Origin of the sequence: Pseudoruegeria aquimaris, from assembly GCF_900172235.1 — a bacterium.
GTDB lineage: Bacteria > Pseudomonadota > Alphaproteobacteria > Rhodobacterales > Rhodobacteraceae > Pseudoruegeria > Pseudoruegeria aquimaris.
In genome coordinates this window covers 39,092-58,537 of record NZ_FWFQ01000013.1, presented here as the reverse complement: position 1 = coordinate 58,537, position 19,446 = coordinate 39,092, and the positions used below count along the sequence as shown (strand labels likewise).

At 67.6% G+C, this 19,446-nt stretch carries 18 protein-coding genes and 1 riboswitch; of the genes, 7 read left to right on the top strand and 11 right to left on the bottom strand.

All coding sequences use genetic code 11. The annotated features are described in order from the left end of the window. Positions 1–31 precede the first annotated feature (31 nt). Complete coding sequence (acnA, locus tag PSA7680_RS10325; RefSeq protein ID WP_085868633.1) at positions 32–2,722, bottom strand: aconitate hydratase AcnA; 2,691 nt, start codon at positions 2,720–2,722, stop codon at positions 32–34. A 233-nt stretch (positions 2,723–2,955) separates the two neighbouring features. On the opposite strand from acnA, the gene PSA7680_RS10320 reads away from it, so the two are divergent. Further along, positions 2,956–3,660, top strand: coding sequence for a DUF1223 domain-containing protein (locus PSA7680_RS10320; protein ID WP_370738547.1), 705 nt, complete (start codon positions 2,956–2,958; stop codon positions 3,658–3,660). Positions 3,661–3,673: 13 nt separating this feature from the next. On the opposite strand, the gene PSA7680_RS10315 is transcribed toward PSA7680_RS10320, so the two are convergent. The 5 genes from PSA7680_RS10315 to PSA7680_RS10295 all read right to left on the bottom strand — a co-directional run bounded on the left by PSA7680_RS10315 (position 3,674) and on the right by PSA7680_RS10295 (position 7,378). Further along, entirely contained in the window at positions 3,674–4,633 is a 960-nt protein-coding gene (locus PSA7680_RS10315; protein WP_085868631.1) for a lysophospholipid acyltransferase family protein, read from the bottom strand. Positions 4,634–4,751: 118 nt separating this feature from the next. After that, a complete protein-coding gene (locus PSA7680_RS10310; RefSeq protein WP_139838616.1) occupies positions 4,752–5,327 on the bottom strand; it encodes a tetratricopeptide repeat protein in 576 nt (191 codons plus the stop codon). A 99-nt stretch (positions 5,328–5,426) separates the two neighbouring features. Continuing rightward, positions 5,427–6,074: a DsbA family oxidoreductase gene (locus PSA7680_RS10305; protein ID WP_085868630.1), complete on the bottom strand. Its 648-nt coding sequence runs from the start codon at positions 6,072–6,074 to the stop codon at positions 5,427–5,429. Between the two features lies 1 nt (position 6,075). Beyond that, positions 6,076–6,783 (bottom strand): glutathione S-transferase family protein, encoded by a 708-nt coding sequence (locus tag PSA7680_RS10300; RefSeq protein WP_085868629.1) that lies wholly within the window; start codon positions 6,781–6,783, stop codon positions 6,076–6,078. Then, on the bottom strand, positions 6,770–7,378 hold the full coding sequence (locus tag PSA7680_RS10295) for an NAD(P)H-dependent oxidoreductase (protein ID WP_085868628.1): 609 nt from the start codon (positions 7,376–7,378) through the stop codon (positions 6,770–6,772). The genes PSA7680_RS10300 and PSA7680_RS10295 overlap by 14 nt, the downstream gene beginning before the upstream one ends. A 137-nt stretch (positions 7,379–7,515) precedes the next feature. Between PSA7680_RS10295 and PSA7680_RS10290 the strand changes: the two genes are divergently transcribed. Next, a complete protein-coding gene (locus PSA7680_RS10290) occupies positions 7,516–7,902 on the top strand; it encodes a winged helix-turn-helix transcriptional regulator (protein WP_085868627.1) in 387 nt (128 codons plus the stop codon). Between the two features lie 347 nt (positions 7,903–8,249). Here PSA7680_RS10290 and purB read toward each other — a convergent pair whose 3' ends face one another. Further along, positions 8,250–9,557: an adenylosuccinate lyase gene (purB, locus tag PSA7680_RS10285; protein ID WP_085868626.1), complete on the bottom strand. Its 1,308-nt coding sequence runs from the start codon at positions 9,555–9,557 to the stop codon at positions 8,250–8,252. Between the two features lie 80 nt (positions 9,558–9,637). On the opposite strand from purB, the gene PSA7680_RS10280 reads away from it, so the two are divergent. Beyond that, complete coding sequence (locus PSA7680_RS10280) at positions 9,638–9,985, top strand: hypothetical protein (protein WP_139838615.1); 348 nt, start codon at positions 9,638–9,640, stop codon at positions 9,983–9,985. 12 nt (positions 9,986–9,997) lie between these two features. Here the strand turns inward: PSA7680_RS10280 and PSA7680_RS10275 are convergent, their stop codons facing one another. Beyond that, complete coding sequence (locus PSA7680_RS10275; RefSeq protein ID WP_245824580.1) at positions 9,998–11,062, bottom strand: AbrB family transcriptional regulator; 1,065 nt, start codon at positions 11,060–11,062, stop codon at positions 9,998–10,000. Positions 11,063–11,142: 80 nt separating this feature from the next. Here PSA7680_RS10275 and PSA7680_RS10270 point away from each other — a divergent pair, with 80 nt between their 5' ends. After that, a complete protein-coding gene (locus PSA7680_RS10270) occupies positions 11,143–11,799 on the top strand; it encodes a GntR family transcriptional regulator (protein ID WP_085868624.1) in 657 nt (218 codons plus the stop codon). A gap of 12 nt (positions 11,800–11,811) precedes the next feature. Here the strand turns inward: PSA7680_RS10270 and PSA7680_RS10265 are convergent, their stop codons facing one another. Further along, complete coding sequence (locus PSA7680_RS10265; protein ID WP_085868623.1) at positions 11,812–13,089, bottom strand: NAD(P)/FAD-dependent oxidoreductase; 1,278 nt, start codon at positions 13,087–13,089, stop codon at positions 11,812–11,814. Between the two features lie 5 nt (positions 13,090–13,094). After that, positions 13,095–14,318 carry an acyl-CoA dehydrogenase gene (locus PSA7680_RS10260; protein ID WP_085868622.1) on the bottom strand — a complete coding sequence of 408 codons (1,224 nt, stop codon included), beginning with the start codon at positions 14,316–14,318 and terminating at the stop codon, positions 13,095–13,097. Between the two features lie 150 nt (positions 14,319–14,468). Between PSA7680_RS10260 and PSA7680_RS10255 the strand changes: the two genes are divergently transcribed. After that, entirely contained in the window at positions 14,469–15,365 is an 897-nt protein-coding gene (locus PSA7680_RS10255; protein ID WP_085868621.1) for a LysR family transcriptional regulator, read from the top strand. Positions 15,366–15,425: 60 nt separating this feature from the next. On the opposite strand, the gene PSA7680_RS10250 is transcribed toward PSA7680_RS10255, so the two are convergent. Then, a complete protein-coding gene (locus PSA7680_RS10250; protein WP_085868620.1) occupies positions 15,426–16,370 on the bottom strand; it encodes an alpha/beta hydrolase in 945 nt (314 codons plus the stop codon). Between the two features lie 520 nt (positions 16,371–16,890). Continuing rightward, positions 16,891–16,969: riboswitch (SAM riboswitch) on the top strand. A 77-nt stretch (positions 16,970–17,046) separates the two neighbouring features. Between PSA7680_RS10250 and metZ the strand changes: the two genes are divergently transcribed. Together metZ and folE2 are read left to right on the top strand one after the other, a co-directional pair. Then, positions 17,047–18,228, top strand: a complete 1,182-nt coding sequence (metZ, locus tag PSA7680_RS10245) for an O-succinylhomoserine sulfhydrylase (protein WP_085868619.1) — start codon at positions 17,047–17,049, stop codon at positions 18,226–18,228. A gap of 108 nt (positions 18,229–18,336) precedes the next feature. Continuing rightward, a complete protein-coding gene (folE2, locus tag PSA7680_RS10240; RefSeq protein WP_085868618.1) occupies positions 18,337–19,440 on the top strand; it encodes a GTP cyclohydrolase FolE2 in 1,104 nt (367 codons plus the stop codon). Positions 19,441–19,446 lie beyond the last annotated feature (6 nt).

Below are 19,446 nucleotides of genomic sequence, written 5' to 3'. Positions count from 1 at the left end.
TTCCTTCTGTTTCAGAGGCTTGGCGCCCAGATCAGCTTTCCTTGGCCAGTTTGCGCAGCACGTAGTGCAGCACGCCACCGTTCTCGATGTACTCGATCTCCGGGGCCGTATCGATGCGGCACTTCAGGGTGATCGTCTTGGTGGTGCCATCGGCGTAGGTGATGTCGCAGCTCACTTCCTGCAGCGGCTGGATGCTGTCCAGGCCGTGGATCGAGATGGTTTCATCCCCGGTGATTCCCAGCGTCTTGCGGGTGTCGCCGCCGGTGAACTCGAAGGGGATCACGCCCATGCCCACCAGGTTGGAGCGGTGGATGCGCTCGAAGCTCTCCGCGATCACGGCCTTCACGCCCAGCAGCGCGGTGCCCTTCGCCGCCCAGTCGCGGGAGGAGCCGGCGCCGTATTGCTCGCCGCCGAAGACCACGAGCGGGGTGCCCTGCTCCTGATAGGCCATCGAGGCTTCGAAGACCGAGGTCGTCTCGCCGTTCGGGCCCTTGGTGTAGCCGCCTTCGACGCCATCGAGCATCTCGTTCTTGATGCGGATGTTGGCGAAGGTGCCGCGCATCATGATCTCGTGGTTGCCGCGGCGGGAGCCGTAGGAGTTGAACTCGCGCGGCGGCACCTGACGTTCCAGCAGGTATTTGCCGGCCGGGGTGGTCTCCTTGAAGGAACCGGCGGGGGAGATGTGGTCGGTCGTGATCATGTCGCCCAGCACCAGCAGCACTTTCGCGCCTTCGATGTTGGAGATCGTGCCCGGCTCCTTGCTCATGTTGCGGAAGTAGGGCGGGTTCTGCACGTAGGTGGAGTTGGCCGGCCAGTCGTAGGTCTTCTGGTCGGTGGTCTCCACCGCCTGCCACTTCTCGTCGCCCTTGAACACGTCGGCGTATTTGGCCTGGAAGGCCTCGCGCGTGACGGTCTTCTCCACCAGGTCGGCCACTTCCTGCGAGGTCGGCCAGATGTCCTTGAGGTAGACGTCATTGCCGTCCTTGTCCTGGCCGATCGGCTCGCTGGTCAGGTCGATGTCCAGCGTGCCGGCCAGCGCGTAGGCCACCACCAGCGGCGGCGAGGCCAGGTAGTTGGCGCGCACGTCGGGGCTGATGCGGCCTTCGAAGTTGCGGTTGCCCGACAGCACGGAGGTGGCCACGAGATCGCCCTCGGCGATGGCTTCGGAGATCTCCTTCTGGATCGGGCCGGAGTTGCCGATGCAGGTGGTGCAGCCGTAGCCGACGAGGTTGAAGCCGATCTTGTCCAGATCGTCCTGCAGGCCGGCGGCTTCGAGGTAGGCGGACACCACCTGGGAGCCGGGCGCGAGCGAGGTCTTCACCCAGGGCTTGCGGTTCAGGCCGAGGGCCGCGGCCTTGCGGGCCACGAGGCCGGCGCCGATCATCACGTAGGGGTTGGAGGTGTTGGTGCAGGAGGTGATCGAGGCGATCACGACCTTGCCGCTCTCCATGGTGTAGTCTTCACCCTTGACCGGAACCTGCTTGCCCATCGGGCGCTTGAAGGTCTCTTCCATTTCCTTGCGGAAGGCCGCCTTTGCGTCGGTCAGCGCCACGTAGTCCTGCGGGCGTTTCGGGCCGGAGATCGCCGGCACGATGGTGCCCATGTCGAGGTGCAGCGTGTCGGTGTAGACCGGGGCGTAGTTCTCGTCGCGCCAGAAGCCGTTTTCCTTGGCGTAGGCTTCCACCAGCGCGATGCGGGCCTCGTCGCGGCCGGTGTTGCGCAGGTAGCGGATGGTTTCGGCGTCGATCGGGAAGAAGCCGCAGGTGGCGCCGTATTCGGGGGCCATGTTGGCGATGGTCGCGCGGTCGGCCAGCGGCAGGCGGTCGAGGCCCTCGCCGTAGAATTCCACGAACTTGCCCACCACGCCCTTCTTGCGCAGCATTTCCACGACCTTCAGCACGAGGTCGGTGCCGGTGGTGCCTTCGACCATGGCGCCGGTCAGCTCGAAGCCCACGACTTCGGGGATCAGCATGGAGATCGGCTGGCCCAGCATGGCGGCCTCGGCCTCGATGCCGCCCACGCCCCAGCCGAGAACGGCCATGCCGTTGACCATGGTGGTGTGGGAGTCGGTGCCCACGAGCGTGTCGGGGTAGGCCACTTCAACGCCGTTCTGGTCGGTATCGGTCCAGACGGTCTGGGCGAGGTATTCCAGGTTCACCTGGTGGCAGATGCCGGTGCCCGGCGGCACCACGCGGAAGTTGTTGAAGGCGTTCTGGCCCCACTTCAGGAAGGTGTAGCGCTCCATGTTGCGCTCGTATTCCCGGTCCACGTTCATCTGGAAGGCGCGCGGGTTGCCGAATTCGTCGATCATCACCGAGTGGTCGATCACGAGATCGACCGGGTTCAGCGGGTTGATCTTTTCCGGGTCGCCACCGAGGGATTTGATGCCGTCGCGCATCGCGGCGAGGTCCACCACGGCCGGAACGCCGGTGAAATCCTGCATCAGCACGCGGGCCGGGCGATAGGCGATCTCGCGCGGGTTCTTGCCGCCGTTCTCGGCCCATTCACCGAAGGCCTTGATGTCGTCCACGGAGACGGAGAAGCCGCCGTCTTCGAAGCGCAGCAGGTTTTCGAGAACCACCTTCAGCGCGGCCGGGAGCTTGGAGAAATCCCCAAGGCCGGCGGCCTGTGCGGCCGGGATGGAGTAATAGTCGATGCTCTTGCCGCCGACGCTGAGCGTCTTGCGGGTCTTGGCGGTATCAGTACCAACGGTAACGGTCATGGGGCTTGGCCTCCCTCAATGGTGAAAGGGTTTTGCTGGGCACCCTTTGCCTGATCGCCGTCCGTCGCGCAAGGGGGTGCGGCAATATATGTATACTATTGTATGCCAATTTTGCCGATCACGCCGCCATGAGCCGCGCCGGGCGCGCGCTCGCGTTTCGTTGATTGGCTTTCGGGCAGGGGCTTGGCTAGATATGGGGCAAAGATCGATTGGGGAATTTGTCACGGATGAAGATGTTCACGGCATGGCTCGCGGGGGCATGGCTCGCGGCGACAGGGGCGCTTTTCGCCGATGAAGGCGCGGGCACGCCCCTCGTGGTGGTCGAGCTCTACACCTCGCAGGGGTGCTCTTCGTGCCCGCCGGCGGACGCGCTTCTGACCGAGCTTGCCAAGCGCCCGGACGTGCTGGCCCTCGCGCTGCACGTGGACTACTGGGATTACATCGGCTGGAAGGACATCTTCGCCAATCCCGCCCATACCGCGCGCCAGAAGGCCTATGCCCGCGCCGCGGGAAAGCGGATGATCTACACCCCTCAGATGGTGATCGACGGTGCCGAGCACGTGGTCGGCAACAAGCCCGACGAGGTGGAAGCGCTGATCCGGCTGCACGCCGAGGACGGGCGGGAAGTGGACCTGCGGGCCAGCCGCGCCGGCAACGCGATCTCGATCCGGGCCGAGGCCGCGCCGGGGCTCGGCGGGGACATGGTGGTGCAGCTCGTGCGCTTCCTGCCCACCGCCACGGTGGAGATCGGCCGGGGCGAGAATGCCGGGCGCAAGCTCACCTACACCAACATCGTGCGCAGCTGGATGCCAGTGGCGATGTGGGATGGCAGCGCGCCCTTCACGCTTCAGGCGCAGGCCGAGGGCGAGGAGCCGGCGGCCGTCATCATCCAGCGTGAAGGCTTCGGCGAGATCCTCGCCGCCGTCCGCGTGGACTGACCACGCCCGGCCCTCAGCTTCGATCCGGGGCAGGGGGCGTTTCGGCAGGAGGCGTTTCGGCAGGAGGCGTCGTGGCCGGCGCCTTCTTCTTCGGGCGCGGTTTGAGCGCTTCCCAGCGGCGGTGGATCCAGAACCACTGGTCCATGTTCTCGCGCACCAGCGTTTCCAGCCGGTCGTTGAAGGCCTGGGTCATCTCCTCCGGTGAGCCGGGCGGGATCGGGGCCTGAACCTCAAGCCGGAAATCCACGCCATTCTCCTTGCGGATGCCGAAGATCGGAATCATCGGCGCGTCGTAGCGCAGCGCCATTTCGGCGGCCGAGAGGGGCGTGCGCGCCGGCTTGCCGAAGAAGGAGAGCGTGGCGCCGCTCGAAATGTCCTGGTCGATCAGCAGCCCGACCATGCCGCCGCCCTTGAGGAACTTCAGCATCTCCGCCAGCCCCTTGCGTCCGCGCGGAAACATCGGCTTGGCGATGGCGCTGAGCGCGTCCACGTAATGGGCGTTGAAATGGGGGTTGCTCATCGGTTTGTAGATGCCGCCGATGCGGCAGCCGCGGGCCACCACCGCGGCGCGGGCGGCGTCGTAGCTGCCGAAATGGGCCGTCACGATCACCACCGGCCGGCCCGCGTCCCGCGCGGCGAAGAGCACCTCGGTGCCCGGCCCCTCGACGGGCGTCCGCGCCGCATGGGCCTTGAACTCCTCGGTGGAATACATCTCGATCAGGTTGCGCCCGACATTGCGCGAGACCTCGCGGCAGAGGCGCCGGATCTCGGCCTCGGGCAGGTCGAGCCCGACGTAGGCGAGGTTGGCGCGCACCCGCTTGGGGAAGCCCGCCAGCGGGCCGATCACATGGGCGGTGAGCCAGCCCACCGTCTGCACCCGCGCCCGATAGGGCAGCAGCCGCGCCGCGCCGATGATGCCCCGGGCGACGAGATCCACAATCCTGTCGGCAAGATCGTTGCGTTTCCTGGCCATGGCCCGCTTCCAGCTTCTGCGTTTCAGGGGGCCAGAGATAAGCCGGGCGCGCGGCCTTCACAAGCGGCAAGGCCCCGGTTTGGCGCGAATGTGCCGCCGGGGCCCGCGCGGGGCGGGATCAGTAGGAGAAGCCCTTGCCCGAGCCGATGGCGAGCCGGAGCGAGACCTCGGCCCAGGTGTTGCGCCCGCCGCGCTTGCGGATCTCGGAAAGCTGCGCCTGCGCCAGCTCCATCCGGCCGGCCTCGGCATAACCCTGCCCCATGTAGGACCGGGCGAGGATGTTGTCGGGATTCTGTCGCAGGGCCATTTGATAGAAGGCATTGGCGGTTTCGGCGTCGCCCTGCTTGCGGGCGATGAAGCCGCGGTAGGTGAGCACGCGGTCGTCCTGCTGGTCGCTCATGGCGGCCAGCGCCACGAGGGCCGCATCGAGTTCGCCGGCGTAGGCGTATTGGCGCACGGCCTCGTAGCGGCTGTCATCGTCGAGCCGGCTGTCCTGTGCGTCCACGCATTTCTCGGACTTGTCGTCCCAGACCTGCCCGTTCTCGCATTTCGGCGCGGAGACATCGCTGCTGCTGCTGCCGGCGGCCAGCAGCGGAAGCGGGGCGAGCAGGAGGCCTGCGCCGAGCGCGAGGGCGAGGGCAGGGCGGGATGCGGGGGCGCGAAGCGCGAGGGCGCGGGAAGGGGCATGTGCCATGACAAGGACTCCGTGAAACTGGATCAACCACTGCCCAAGAGCATGGCGCTGCCGGCGCCGCGATCCACTCACGCTTTCGTGAGCCCCTTGCCGATGGCCTCAGGCCGCCGGGGCTTCGGCGAGGTGGCGCAGGATGCGGGCGTAGGTCTCTTCTCCCTGTGCGCCGGTCACGAGGTGCCGGCGCTGGAACACCATCGCCGGGACGCCGGTGATGCCCTGCTGCGTCCAGAACCGCTCCGCCTCGCGCACCTCGTCGGCGAGTTCGCCGCTTTCAATCACGGCGCGCGCGGCGGCGGCGTCCAGCCCGAGCTTCCCGGCCTCTGCTGCCAGAACCGCCACGTCGTTGAGATCGGCGCGATGGGTGAAATAGGCCGTGAAGAGCGCCTGTTTCATGGCGTGCCCCTTGCCCTGCGCCGCGGCCCAGTGGATCAGCTGGTGGGCGCGGAAGGTGTTGACCATGCGCATGTCGTCGGTGAAGGCGAAGGTGAAGCCGAGTCCCGCGCCAAGCTCGGTGAGCCTGTCGCGCGCCGCCTGCGACTGCGCGGCGGTGGAACCGTATTTCTCCATGATGTGCTCGCGCAGGTTCTGGCCTTCATCGGGCATCTGCGGGTTCAGTTCGAACGGGTGCCACTGGACTTCGAGCGGGATGCCGGTCTCTTCGGCCGCCTTGGCGAGCTGGCGATAGCCGACGACGCACCACGGGCAGACGACATCCGAAACGATGTCCACGCGGATGGGCTGGGTCATGTCATTGATCCTTGAAGCGGGCGGCGTTTTCCTGCGCCGCGGCGGTGATGTCGCCCTCTCCAAAGACGGAGGGGCGCGGTTCGGGCAGTTGCAGCGCGGCCTGCACGCGGGGCATGGCGTCGAGCCTGTCGAACCAGCGCTGCAGGTGGGGCAGGCCGTCCACGCTCACCGTGGCCCAGAAGTAACTGCGCGCCCAGGGGTAGGTGGCGATGTCGGCGATGCTCATGGCGTCGCCCACCAGCCAGTCGCGCCCGGCAAGCCGGGTGTCGAGCACCTCCAGAAGGCGGCGGCTCTCGGCCACGTAGCGGTTGATCGCGTAGGGCACCTCGTCGCCGTTGGGCTTGGCGATGCGCTGGAAGAACATCGCCTGGCCCATCATCGGGCCGATGCCGCCCATCTGGAGCATCAGCCATTGCAGCGTTTCGGAGCGCTCCTTCGGATCGTGGCTGAGGAAGCGATCGTATTTCTCGGCCAGATACCACAGGATCGCGCCGCTTTCGAAGACCGCGAAATCGCCGTTGCCGCGATCCACGATCGTCGGGATCCGGCCGTTGGGGTTGAGCTTCAGGTAGGCCGGGGCCTTCTGCTCCTTCCTGCCCAGATCGACCGGCACGAGCTCGTAGTCGATCTCGGCTTCATGCAGGAAGATCAGGGGCTTCCAGCCGTTCATCGTGTTGGCGGTGTAGAGCAGGATGTCAGGCCGCGACATGGGCGCTCTCCTTGAAGACCTGTGCGAGGTGGGCGTCGAACCGGGCGAAATCCGCCTCGATTTGCGGGTTCTTCACCACGTCGTGGGCGGAAAAGCTCGGCAGCGGGCGCAACCCGAGGAAGCGGTAGGTCAGGTGCACGTGGCCCAGCAGGTCATCCACGCTGCGCCCCTGGAGGAAGGCATCGGCGGGGTTGTCGAAGGCCGCGCGCGGGGCGTTGAAGGTGACGGACAGCATGTAGCCGGTATCGCCCAGCAGCCCGCCCATGCCGTAGTCTTCATCCGGCGCCTGCGCGGAGCGGCCGTCGCCGGTGGCCAGCCGACCGTCCATCCCGGCGGTATAGACCTCGTCCATGTATTTCTTGAAGGTCCACGGCACGCCCATCCAGTTCACCGGGAACTGGGCGATCACCGTATCGGCCCATTGATGCTTTTCGATTTCCGCGTCGATGTCATATTTTTCCGCGACGATCGTCTGCCGCACGTCATGGCCGCGCGCGGTGAGCCAGGCCGTGGCGCGCTCGGTGAAGGCGCGGTTGAGCCGGCCCGGCGCATGGGGCGTCGGGTGGGTGCCGTTGAGGATGAGGACGTTGCGCATGGCGAACACCTTCTATCGGGTCGAAAATTGAAAAATCGCGTGTCACGCCCGAAGTTGTGCATTAAGAGAGGAAATGCAACCAGTTTACTTTTTGTAACCTAGTATCCCCGCGCGTCGGGGCGAAGAAGGAGCCGGCCATGAAGGATGAGGCAGCGACACGTCGGCAGACGGTCCGGGGCGCGCCCTGCGCGGTGCCCTGCGCGATCGAAAGCGGCATGCGGATCATCGGGGGCAAGTGGACCGGGTCGATCCTCTGGCACCTGAAGGATGGCCCGGTGCGTTTCAACGAGTTGAGCCGGATGATCGGCGGGGCCTCCAAGAAGATGATCACCGAGCGGCTGCGCCAGCTCGAAGCCCGCGGCCTCGTGCGCCGCGAGGTGATGGATACGGCCCCCGTCTCGGTGCACTACCATCTGACCGATCTCGGCCGCACGGCGCTGGGCTTTCTGGACGAGCTGCGCAAGTGGACGGAAAGCCTGCCGCCCGTTGCCACTTCCGACGCCGGGCCGGAGGCCGGGGCCTGAGCGCCGCCATGACCGGGATGGCGCCCTTCCAGAAGTCAGACCGCCAAAACCAGGCGGCCCAAAAGCAAACGGCCCGCGATGATCGCAGGCCGTCTGATCTTTGAACCGGACGAATGTCCGCGCCAGCCTCAGCTGGACGCTCCGGAGATGCATTGCTGACTGTCGCCGTCCCAGACCTGCCCCGGCGGGCAGGAGGATGCGCCCATTTCGTGCCCCGCCCCGCAGCCGGCGGCGGCTGCTGCGGACGGGAGGACGAGAAGCGCGGCGAACAACAGGCCTTTCAACTTCATGTCGGTGCCTCCATCGCTGTTTGATGGAGGACAACCTAGCACGAAAAGGGCGCGCGATCACCCTTCGCCGAAGACACGGCGGAAGATCGTGTCCACGTGTTTCGTATGGTACCCCATGTCGAATTTCTCGTTGATGCCATCCTCGCCGAGCGCGGCCACGACTTCCGGGTCGGCCAGCAGCAGCTCGCGGAAGTCCACGCGCTCTTCCCAGACCTTCAGCGCGTTGCGCTGCACCATGGCGTAGGCGTCCTCGCGGCTGACGCCGGCCTGGGTGAGCGCCAGCAGCACGCGCTGGCTCATCACGAGGCCGGGGAACTTGTTCATGTTGGCGAGCATGTTCTCGGGGAAAACCAGCATCTTGTCGATCACCCCGGCCAGACGGTGCAGGGCGAAGTCGAGCGTCACCGTGGCGTCGGGGCCGATGCCGCGCTCCACCGAGGAGTGGGAGATGTCGCGCTCGTGCCAGAGGGCGACGTTCTCCATCGCCGGGATCACGCTCATGCGCACCAGGCGGGCGAGGCCCGTCAGGTTCTCGGTGAGAACCGGGTTTTTCTTGTGCGGCATCGCCGAGGAGCCCTTCTGGCCCATCGAGAAGAATTCCGCGCCTTCCAGCACCTCGGTGCGCTGCATGTGGCGGATCTCGATGGCGATGTTCTCGATCGAGGAGGCGATGACGCCCAGCGTGGCGAAGAACATCGCGTGGCGGTCACGCGGGATCACCTGCGTGCTGATCGGTTCGGGCTTCAGGCCCATCTTGGCGCAGACATGCGCTTCCACGGCCGGATCGATGTTGGCGAAGGTGCCCACCGCGCCGGAGATGGCGCCGGTGGCGATCTCCTCGCGCGCGGCCAGCAGGCGGGCGCGGTTGCGGTCCATCTCGGCGTAGAAGCGGGCGAAGGTCAGGCCCATGGTGGTGGGTTCGGCGTGGATGCCGTGGCTGCGGCCCACGCGGATCATGTCCTTGGTTTCGAACGCGCGCTTCTTCAGGGCGGCGAGCGTCTTGTCGAGGCCGGCGAGCAGCAGGTCGGCGGCGCGGGTGAGCTGGACGTTGAAGCAGGTGTCCAGGACGTCCGAAGAGGTCATGCCCTGGTGCACGAAACGGGCTTCCTCGCTGCCCACGTGCTCGGCGAGGTGGGTGAGGAAGGCGATCACGTCGTGCTTGGTGACGGCCTCGATCTCGTCGATGCGGGCGACGTCGAATTCCACGTCCTTGGCCTTCCACACGGCCTCGGCGTTCTCGCGCGGGATCACCCCCAGGTCGGCCTGGGCATCGCAGGCATGCGCCTCGATCTCGAACCAGATGCGGAACTTCGTTTCCGGGGACCAGATGGCGACCATCTCGGGGCGGGCGTAGCGGGGGATCATGGGGAACCTTTCAGCGTTGTGGCGGCGCGCGGCTCCTCATAGACTGAACCCCGCGCAGCGACAAGATCATGGAGGTAGGCGTGAAGGCTATTCTGGCAGCGGTTCTGGCACTGGCCCCGGCAACGGGCTTCGCCGCGGAGTGGAAGACACTGGGCGAAAACGAGATCCTCGCGGTGCTCGCCGGCGCCAGCGTGGAATACATCGCCGCCCGGCAGGAGTTCCTCTCCTCGGGCGACACAATCTGGGACACCGGCGAAAAGCAGCTGGGCCACTGGACGGTGAACGGCGGCAAATACTGCTCGCAGTGGCCGCCTTCGAGCGAGATCACCTGCTACACCGTGGAGCAGATGGTGGAGGACGAAAGCCGCATCCGCTTCACCGATCCGCAGGGCAAGGTCTCCAACGGCAGGATCACCGGCCGCAAATAGGCGCGCCAGGCGTCAGAGGTCGCGGCCGGTGCCGCGGCCTTTATTCCCGGGCACCAGCCGGCGCGCGGCGATCGGGGCGCCGAGGATCACCACGATGATCCGCGTCAGGTGGTGCACGATCACGAAGCCGAGGTCGGCGCCGGCCACGATCGAAAGCACCGTCATCTCGGCCTGCCCGCCGGGCGCGAAGGCGAGAAAGGCCTCCAGCGGCGGGGCAAGTCCGGCCAGCACCACGATCTCGGCCATCGCCGTGGCGAGGGCGGCGAGGATCAGCACGAAGGCCACGCCAGAAAGCACCACCTGCCGCAGCTCGCGGAAGGTGATCCCCACGTAGTAGACGCCGATCACCATGCCGATGAAGAACTGCGCGGTGAGCACGGCCTCGGCGGGCGGCCGCATGTGGATCAGCCCCGCCAGCGAAAGCGCCGCCGTCAGGATCATCGGGCCGAGGATGGAGGCGCCGAAAAGGCCGATCTTCTCGCCCCCCTTCCAGCCGATCAGCGCCGCCGCAGCCATCAGGGCCAGCTGTTGCAGCGGCACCTCGCGCGCCGGGGCGCCGATCGGGTTGTCCAGCGAGGCGCCGAAGACGCCGGTGATCAGCAGCGGCGCCACCGTGACGATGATCAGCACGCGGGTGGCGTGCAGCAGCGAGAGCGCGCGCACGTCGCCGCCGGCCTCCTGTCCGAAGATCACCATGTCCTGCAGGCCGCCGGGCATGGCGCCGTAGTAGGCGGTAACGCGGTCGAAGCCGCAGATGCGGGTGAAGAAGGGCACGCCGATCAGCGCGATGATGGCCACGTAGACCGGCACCAGCGAGACCGAGAGCGCCATCTGCGGGATCTGGTGCGCCACCTCGGGCGTGATCGAGGCCCCCACGGCCACGCCGAGGATGGTGCGCGCGCCGGCGGCGATCTGGCCGAAGCCCTGAAGCCGCACCCCGGCCAGCGCCGCGATTAGGCAGGCGCACATCGGCCCGAAGAGAAAGGGCAGCGGCAGCCCCAGCAGGCGGAAGGCGGCGGCGCCGAGCGCCGCCAGCAGGGCGGTGCGCAAACGGGCCGGGGTGAAGAAGGCGAACACGGGCGGGCTCCGGGCATTGACCTGGTGAGAATCCGCTTGTATCCAGCTGTATGCAATTTGACAAGGGCAGGAGATCCGCCATGACGGAGAGCGCTCCGGGCGAGACGCGGCAGGGGCAGGGCGCCTACGCCCGCCTGCTGGCCGAGATCGGCAGCGGCGTGCTGCGCCCCGGCGACCGCCTGCGCGAGACCGAGATCGCCGCGCGGCTGGGGATCAGCCGCACGCCGGTGCGCGAGGCCATCCGCCAGCTGGAGGCCGAGGGGCTGGTGGCGCATGTGCCCCGTGTCGGGGCGGCGGTGCGCCGGCTGGACTACGCCGAGGTGATGGAGCTCTACGAGATGCGCGTCGTGCTGGAGGGCACCGCCGCGCGGCTGGCGGCGCGCGCGGCCTCCGACATCGAGATCGCCGACCTGGCCGAGATCAACGCCGAGATGGCGGGCGCCGTGGAGGAGGCCGCGCGCGCCTATGCCCTGAACCGGCAGTTCCACGCCGCACTCACCCAGGCGGCGAAGAACCGCTACCTGGCGCGCTCGATGGAGGGGCTTGAACGCACGCTGATGATCCTCGGGCCCTCCACCCTGCGCCGCGCGGCGCGGGCGCGGGAGGCGGTGGAGGAACATGAGGCCGTGCTGGCCGCCCTGCGCAATCGCGATCAGGACGGCGCCGAGGCCGCCATGCGCGCCCATGTGGAGGCCGCGCAGCGCTCCCGCCTGCGTCAGCTGCGCGCCGGTGACTGACAGCGGCGGGGGCTAGAATCGTGCGCCCAGCAGGTGGGTGAGGGTGGCCCCGGCCTCGTACCAGGCCGCGCGCAGGCCCGCGGCGGGCTCCGAATGGTGCTCCACCGGGGCAAGGGGCAGCGCCGAAGCATCTCCCGACACCAGCGCCTGCGCGGCGGCCTCGCCGAAGACGGTGCCGGGGCCGATGCCGCGGCCCGAGTAGCCGAAGAGCGCCAGCGCGCCTTCCCCGAGCGACAGGATGCGCGGCACGTGATCGCCCGTCATCGCGATCCGCCCGTGCCAGGCGTGGTGCAACGGCGTGCCCGCGAGGGCGGGAAAGAGTTGTGCCAGCTTGCGCGCGGCCCAGTCGCGGTGGGCGATCCCTGCACCGTGTTCGAGGCTGCCGATGCCGCCGATGATCAGCCGCCCGGCCGCGTCGCGCCGGAAGGAGGACATCACCAACGCGGTGTCCCAGGCGCCTTCACCGCCCTGCAGGATCGCGGCGCCCCTGTCGCCGAGCGGCGCGGTGGCGAGCTGGAAGTAATGCACCGGCACATGGGCCGGGGCGGGCTGCCCCCCGGTGGCGGCGTGATAGGCATTGGTGGCCAGCAGAAGGCGCGGGGCGCGCAGGGTGCCGCCGGCGGTGTCGGCCTGCCACGCGCCCGCGCTTCGGGTCAGGCGGACGGCGGGGCTGTGCTCGTAGATGTGCGCGCCCGCGGCGGTGGCGGCGCGCGCAAGGCCGCGCACATAGGCCAGTGGCTGGATCGTGCCGGCGCGCGGATCGAACAGCGCGCCCGGAAACCGGGGGCTGCCGGTGCGCCGCGCCGTCTCGGCCGCATCGAGCAGCCGCACGGGCGCCCCTCGGGCGGACAGCTGGGCATGGCGGCTTTCGAGATCCTTCAGCCCGGCCGGGCCGTGGGCGCAATGCAGCGTGCCCGCCCGCGTGGCCTCGCAGGAAATGCCGTGGGTCTCGATCAGGTTGAACACCCGGTCCGGCGCCTGCGCCAGCGTTGCGGTCAGCGCTTCGCCGGCGGCGATGCCTAGCGCGGCGTTGATCTCTTCCGGCGGCATCCAGAGCCCGGCGTTCACCAGCCCGACGTTGCGCCCCGAGCCGCCGTGGCCGATGGTCCGTGCCTCCAGCAGCGCGACTTTCGCTCCGGCCTGTGCGGCCGCAAGCGCCGCGGCGCAGCCCGAGTAGCCGCCGCCGATGATGAGCAGATCCGCCTCGGCGTCCTCCACCAGCGCGGGGGCGCGGAACGTCTCCGCCGCGCTCTCCTGCCAGAGGTTCGCAAGGGGCCGCCGAGGGGGCATCGAGCTCAGAAGAACGCCTGCAGGCCGGTCTGGGCGCGGCCCAGGATCAGCGCGTGCACGTCGTGGGTGCCCTCGTAGGTGTTCACCGTTTCGAGGTTGACCATGTGGCGGATCACCTGGAACTCGGCGCTGATTCCGTTGCCTCCATGCATGTCGCGCGCATGGCGGGCGATTTCCAGCGCCTTGCCGCAGTTGTTGCGCTTCATGAGCGAAATCATCTCGGGCGCGGCGCGGGCCTTGTCCATCAGCCGGCCGACGCGCAGCGCGCCCTGAAGCCCCAGCGTGATCTCCGTCTGCATGTTGGCCAGCTTGAGCTGGAACAGCTGCGTCTGCGCCAGCGGACGGCCGAACTGCCTGCGGTCCAGCCCGTATTGGCGCGCGGCGTGCCAGCAGAATTCCGCCGCCCCCATCACGCCCCAGCTGATGCCGTAGCGGGCGCGGTTGAGGCAGCCGAAGGGACCCTTCAGCCCTTCGACATGCGGCAGCAGCGCCTCTTCGCCGACCTCCACGCCGTCCATCACGATTTCGCCGGTGATCGAGGCGCGCAGCGAAAGCTTGTGCATGATCTTGGGCGCCGAAAGCCCCTTCATGCCCTTCTCCAGCACGAAGCCGCGGATCTTGCCGCCGTGGGCCTCGGATTTCGCCCAGACGACGAAGACATCGGCGATCGGGCTGTTGGAGATCCACATCTTGGAGCCGGTGAGCCGGTAGCCGGTGGGCGTCTTCTCGGCGCGGGTCTTCATGCCCGCCGGATCCGATCCGGCATCGGGCTCGGTGAGGCCGAAGCAGCCGATCCATTCGCCGCTGGCCAGCTTGGGCAGGTATTTCTGCCGCTGCGCCTCGCTCCCGTAGGCGTAGATCGGATACATCACCAGCGAGCTTTGCACGCTCATCATGGAGCGGTAGCCCGAATCCACCCGCTCGATCTCCCGCGCGATCAGGCCGTAGGTGACGTAGCCCGCGCCCAGCCCGCCGTATGCCTCGGGGATCGTCGCCCCCAGCAGGCCCGCTTCGCCCATCTGGCGGAAGATCGCCGGATCGCTGGCTTCGGCCTCGTAATCTGCCGTCACCCGCGGCTGCAGCGTGGATTGGGCAAAGGCATGGGCGGCGTCGCGCAGCATCCGCTCCTCTTCGGACAGCTGATCCTCCAGCAGGAAGGCGTCCTCCCATTTGAAGCCGGCAAGGCCCGGGGCATCTTTCGCGCGCAGGCGGGGGGGCTGATCGTTCATCGGGCTCTCCTTGCAGTTGCCCGGTCGGCGGGCGTGGCACAGACTGGCGCCTTGCATGCGGAATCGCAAGCCGCGGCAGCCATGCCCTCGTTGCATGGCGGCGGCGGAGAGGCTAGTGAGATTCCATCCACAGCCATGAGGAAAACTCATATGTTCGCGCCGCGCCGTTTCCTGCCTTCGATCTCCGCCCTGATGGCGCTGGAGGCCGTCGAACGGCTGGGCAGCGCCTCCGCCGCCGCCGAGGAACTGAACCTGACCCAAAGCGCGGTGAGCCGGCAGTTGAAGAAGATCGAGGAGCAGATGGGCGTGGCGCTGGTGCTGCGCGACGGGGTGAAGCTGGCGCTCACGCCGGCAGGCGTGGACTACGTGCGGCAGGTGCGCAAGGCGTTGCAGCAGATCGCGCAGGCCTCGCTCAAGCTGAAGGCCAACCCGACCGGCGGCAGCCTCGATCTGGCGATCCTGCCCACCTTCGGGATGCACTGGCTGGCCCCGCGCCTGAAGGATTTCGCCTCGCGCCACCCGGAAGTCACCGTCAATCTCTCGACGCGGCTGCGGCCTTTCGATTTCGCCAGCGAGGGCTTCCATGCGGCCATTCACTTTGGTCATAGGAACTGGGTGGGCGTGGAGTATCTGCCGCTGATGCGCGAAGACGTGGTGGCGGTGGGCGCGCCGAGCCTTCTGGCGGAGGCGGGAACGCGGGCGCAGGATCTGGCCCGCCTGCCGCTCCTGCATCTCGAAACCCGCCCCGACGCCTGGGAACGCTGGTTCGCGGCGCAGGGGGTGGAGGCGCTGCAGCCGCAGGGCACATTGTTCGACCAGTTCTCCACCATGGCGCAGGCGGCGGCCCACGGGCTGGGCCTCGCGCTACTTCCGAGGTATCTTGCTGAAAAGTATCTTTCTTCCGGCGATCTGGCGCTGGCCCATGCGGGGCAGGGCCCGAACATGGGCGGCTACTACCTCGTCTGGCCGAAGGATCAGGCCGATGCTCAGCCGCTGGCCACCTTCCGGGGCTGGCTGGAGGGGCAGTCGGAGTGGCCCGAGGGGTGAGGCTGTGAAGCGCCGCGGCGCGCGGGCCGGGCGTGGCGCGCCGGTTGCCGCCGCCGCGGGTTATTCGCCCTGAAGCCACCGCTTCCGCGGCAGCGAAAAGGCCGGCGCCGGGAACCGGCGGCCGGACCGGCGCGGCGCGGGCGGGGGCAGGGCGGCGCCGAGCGTGGCATGGGGCAGGCGCGCGGGCGTGCGCAGGTAGGCGCGGTAGAGCGGAAACAGGCCCGGCCGCAGGTAGCTGGACCAGTGGCAGACGCGTTTCTGCGGCGGCGCCACCGGGAACCCGAGCCCGCGCAGGGCGCGGAGCGTGGCCGGATCGTCGATTCGAAGGTCGATCCAGTTGGGCAGGCAGCCGCCGAGGCCGGGGCCGAGGCTGCGCCGGAAGGGGTTCAGCGGGGCGAGCAGCCGTTCGAGCGCCCGGTCGAACAGGGCATTCTCCCGGCTGGTGACGTTGAGCACCTCCACCGCGCGCCCGGCCGGATGCGCCATGGCGCGGGCGGCGACATCGCGGAACTCGGCGCCGCTCAGCAGCACGGCGCGGGCGACGCTGCCGGCGGAGGCCGTGCAAAGGGCGCAGAGAAAGACCCGCACTCCAAGGCTGTGCGCCATCACGGTGACCGGGCGATCCGGGGCGATTTGGTGCAGCTCGGAGAGCAGATGCCCGAGGCCGGCCCCCGCGGCCTCCGCGGCGCGGTAGGCCTGCCAGATCGTGCCGCGCGCGTGCCAGCCGAGCGCGAGGCACAGGCCCTCGTCCGGCCGCGCGCCGGTGAAGCCGAGGTGGCGCGGCCAGCTGATCGCCCGGCGCTGCGCGCGCGGCGCGGCGGAGAGGATGTGGCCGTGGGGGGAGGCGTCACCGTGGAAGGGGGAGAACTTGTAGCCGTGCAGCAGGATCACCACCGGCCCTTCGGGCGCCCGCGCCAGCATCGCCCGCAGCGCGCCCCGCTCCAGGAGCTTGCCGCCCGCATCCAGCAGGGCGTCCGGGGTGAGGTTGATCTGGGTAAGAGGCATCGTCGCCCTCCGCACAACATCTTCGTGTCCAGCGGTTAGGCCCATGATGCGACGCAAGCATGAAGGGCAGGTTACGGCACAGTGACGGCTGAGATGATTGCGGGCAGAAGGCACGCGGTGTCAGTCCACTGGAAAGAGTTGCCAAGACGCCACCGCTGCACGCGAAGCACAGCGAGCGATAGGATGGGTTACCGATTTCTCAGAAGCTGGGCGATCGCAAACAGCCCTACTATGAGGCTGTTGCAAAGGCCCGTGCGCTCGATCAGCAACCAGAATTGGTAAACTGTCATGCGTTTCCTGTATTGGGTAAATGTTGAGAGGATTGCGCAACAAAAAAGCCCTGCGTATCGCAGGGCTGGCATCGGGCACACTTCCTGAGAAGCAGAATGCCCTTTTTTTGGAGCTGTGCAAGAGAATGGCTGTCTTTAGGCCTGTCGCGCCAGCGGCAGGCCGCGTCCGCCCGGGCGAACGCTTCGCACTTGAGAGCAACCCTTGACGCCTTGCCCCCACAGGGTTATCCGTCCCCCATCGTGGCGATTTGTTCACCGGATTGCGGGCCACGTTAAACATGCCGCTAAAGAGGTCTGGGATTGCGCACAGCCGAACCCCCGACGCTCGATCATCGCGGTGGGGGTTTTTTTGTGCCTCGCGGCTGGCGGGGCGAACGGAGAAGACAATGAGCAAGGACTGGAATCCGCGCACCAAACTCGTCCATGCCGGCACCCGGCGCAGCCAGTACGGCGAAGTGGCCGAGGCCATCTACCTGACGCAGGGCTTCGTCTACGAGACGGCCGAGCAGGCGGAGGCCCGCTTCATCGAGATCGGCGAGGACGAATTCATCTACGCCCGCTACGGCAACCCCACGGTGCGCATGTTCGAAGAGCGCATCGCCGCGGTGGAAGGTGCGGAAGACGCCTTCGCCACGGCCTCGGGCATGGCCGCCGTCAACGGCGCGCTGGTGTCGATGCTGAAGGCCGGCGATCACGTCGTCGCCTCCCGCGCGCTCTTCGGCTCCTGCCTCTACATCCTCGAAGAGATCCTCACGCGCTACGGCGTGGAAGTCACCTTCGTGGACGGCACCGACCTGGATCAATGGCGCGCGGCCGTGCGCGAGGATACCAAGGCCGTCTTCCTCGAAACCGTCTCCAACCCAACGCTCGAAGTCATTGATCTGAAAAGCGTTTCCGAGATCGCCCATGCCAAGGGCGCGCTGGTGGTGGTGGACAACGTCTTTGCCACGCCCGTCTTCTCCCGCGCGTTCGAGAACGGCGCGGACGTCGTGGTGTATTCCGCCACCAAGCACATCGACGGGCAGGGGCGCTGCCTCGGCGGCGTGGTGCTGGGCACGAAGGAGTTCATCCGCGGCACGCTGGAACCCTACCTCAAGCACACCGGCGGATCGCTTTCGCCCTTCAACGCCTGGGTGATGCTGAAGGGCATGGAGACGCTCGAACTGCGCTGCCGCGCGCAGGCCGAAAGCGCGCTGGCCGTGGCGCAGGCGCTGGAGGGGCACGCGAAGGTGAAGACGGTGCTCTACCCCTTCCTCGACAGCCACCCCCAGTGCCACATCGCACGGGCGCAGATGGAGAAGGGCGGCACCGTGGTGTCGATCGAGGTCGAAGGCGGGCAGGAGGGGGCCTTCCGCTTCCTGAACGCGCTCGAGATCTTCACGATCTCCAACAACCTCGGCGACGCCAAGAGCCTCGTGACCCACCCGGCCACCACCACCCACCAGCGCCTGCCGGAAGATCAGAAGAAGGCGCTCGGCATCTCGCCGGGGCTCGTGCGCATCTCGCTGGGGATCGAAAGCACCGCCGATCTGATCGCCGATCTGGAAAAAGCGCTGGAGGCGATCTAGGGCGCGATCGGCGCCGGGATGTCGCATTTTTCCGGCAATAAAAGTTGGAAACCTGCGACAACCTGCCTAGCTTAGTGACCTGCACGCAGGAAACGTGAGGGAAAAGCCATGAACATGCAGGTGTCTCGGCAACATGAAACGCCCACGCGGGAGGAGGCCGAGAAGGCGCTCGCGACGCTGCGCGACTGGGCGGCGAAGGCCAGCTACACCGAGGTCGCGGAACTCGATCCGAGCGTGTCCCGGCTGCTGCCCTCCGGCGATCGCCCAAACTACCCCGCTCTCGCGCGGGCCTACCCCGAGGAGTTCCGGGTGGACGACGCCTACAAGGCCTCGCTGCCCGATCTCCAGAACGGCCCCGAAAGCCTGATCAAGGGCGCCCGCCGCGCCATCCAGCACGTGGGCATCTCCAACTTCCGCCTGCCGATCCGCTTCCACACCCGTGACAACGGCGACGTGACGCTCGAAACCTCGGTCACCGGCACGGTGAGCCTGGAGGCCGAGAAGAAGGGCATCAACATGTCGCGCATCATGCGCACCTTCTACAAGCACGCCGAGCGCACCTTCAGCTTCGAGGTGATCGAGGCCGCGCTGGACGACTACAAGGCCGATCTCGAAAGCTTCGACGCCCGCATCCAGATGCGCTTTTCCTTTCCTCTGAAGGTCAAATCCCTGCGCTCAGGGCTGGAAGGCTTTCAATATTACGACATCGCGCTGGAACTGGTGGAGGTCGACGGTGTCCGTCGCCGCATGGTGCATCTGGATTACGTCTATTCCTCCACCTGCCCCTGTTCGCTGGAGTTGTCCGAGCACGCCCGCCAGTTCCGCGGCCAGCTTGCCACGCCTCATTCGCAGCGCTCCGTGGCGCGCATCTCCGTCGAACTGGCGGCCGGCCAGCCCTGCCTCTGGTTCGAGGATCTGGTGGATCTCTGCCGCGCCGCCGTGCCCACGGAAACGCAGGTGATGGTGAAGCGCGAGGACGAACAGGCCTTCGCCGAACTGAACGCGGCCAATCCGATCTTCGTGGAAGATGCCGCGCGGCTGTTCGCGGAGCAATTGAGCGCCGACTCCCGTATCGGGGATTTCCGCGTCATTGCCAGCCACCAGGAAAGCCTGCACAGCCACGATGCGGTCAGCGTACTGACGGAAGGGCGTACCTTCGCCTCCGAAAGCCTCGATCCGAAGCTGTTCAATACGCTCTTCCACGTGGGCTGACGGCCG

Excerpts from the sequence above, each read along its gene's own strand:
- acnA (WP_085868633.1), bottom strand. The coding sequence starts at position 2,722 with ATGACCGTTACCGTTGGTACTGATACCGCCAAGACCCGCAAGACGCTC.
- PSA7680_RS10320 (WP_370738547.1), top strand. The coding sequence starts at position 2,956 with ATGTTCACGGCATGGCTCGCGGGGGCATGGCTCGCGGCGACAGGGGCG.
- PSA7680_RS10315 (WP_085868631.1), bottom strand. The coding sequence starts at position 4,633 with ATGGCCAGGAAACGCAACGATCTTGCCGACAGGATTGTGGATCTCGTC.
- PSA7680_RS10310 (WP_139838616.1), bottom strand. The coding sequence starts at position 5,327 with ATGGCACATGCCCCTTCCCGCGCCCTCGCGCTTCGCGCCCCCGCATCC.
- PSA7680_RS10305 (WP_085868630.1), bottom strand. The coding sequence starts at position 6,074 with ATGACCCAGCCCATCCGCGTGGACATCGTTTCGGATGTCGTCTGCCCG.
- PSA7680_RS10300 (WP_085868629.1), bottom strand. The coding sequence starts at position 6,783 with ATGTCGCGGCCTGACATCCTGCTCTACACCGCCAACACGATGAACGGC.
- PSA7680_RS10295 (WP_085868628.1), bottom strand. The coding sequence starts at position 7,378 with ATGCGCAACGTCCTCATCCTCAACGGCACCCACCCGACGCCCCATGCG.
- PSA7680_RS10290 (WP_085868627.1), top strand. The coding sequence starts at position 7,516 with ATGAAGGATGAGGCAGCGACACGTCGGCAGACGGTCCGGGGCGCGCCC.
- purB (WP_085868626.1), bottom strand. The coding sequence starts at position 9,557 with ATGATCCCCCGCTACGCCCGCCCCGAGATGGTCGCCATCTGGTCCCCG.
- PSA7680_RS10270 (WP_085868624.1), top strand. The coding sequence starts at position 11,143 with ATGACGGAGAGCGCTCCGGGCGAGACGCGGCAGGGGCAGGGCGCCTAC.
- PSA7680_RS10265 (WP_085868623.1), bottom strand. The coding sequence starts at position 13,089 with ATGCCCCCTCGGCGGCCCCTTGCGAACCTCTGGCAGGAGAGCGCGGCG.
- PSA7680_RS10260 (WP_085868622.1), bottom strand. The coding sequence starts at position 14,318 with ATGAACGATCAGCCCCCCCGCCTGCGCGCGAAAGATGCCCCGGGCCTT.
- PSA7680_RS10255 (WP_085868621.1), top strand. The coding sequence starts at position 14,469 with ATGTTCGCGCCGCGCCGTTTCCTGCCTTCGATCTCCGCCCTGATGGCG.
- PSA7680_RS10250 (WP_085868620.1), bottom strand. The coding sequence starts at position 16,370 with ATGCCTCTTACCCAGATCAACCTCACCCCGGACGCCCTGCTGGATGCG.
- metZ (WP_085868619.1), top strand. The coding sequence starts at position 17,047 with ATGAGCAAGGACTGGAATCCGCGCACCAAACTCGTCCATGCCGGCACC.
- folE2 (WP_085868618.1), top strand. The coding sequence starts at position 18,337 with ATGAACATGCAGGTGTCTCGGCAACATGAAACGCCCACGCGGGAGGAG.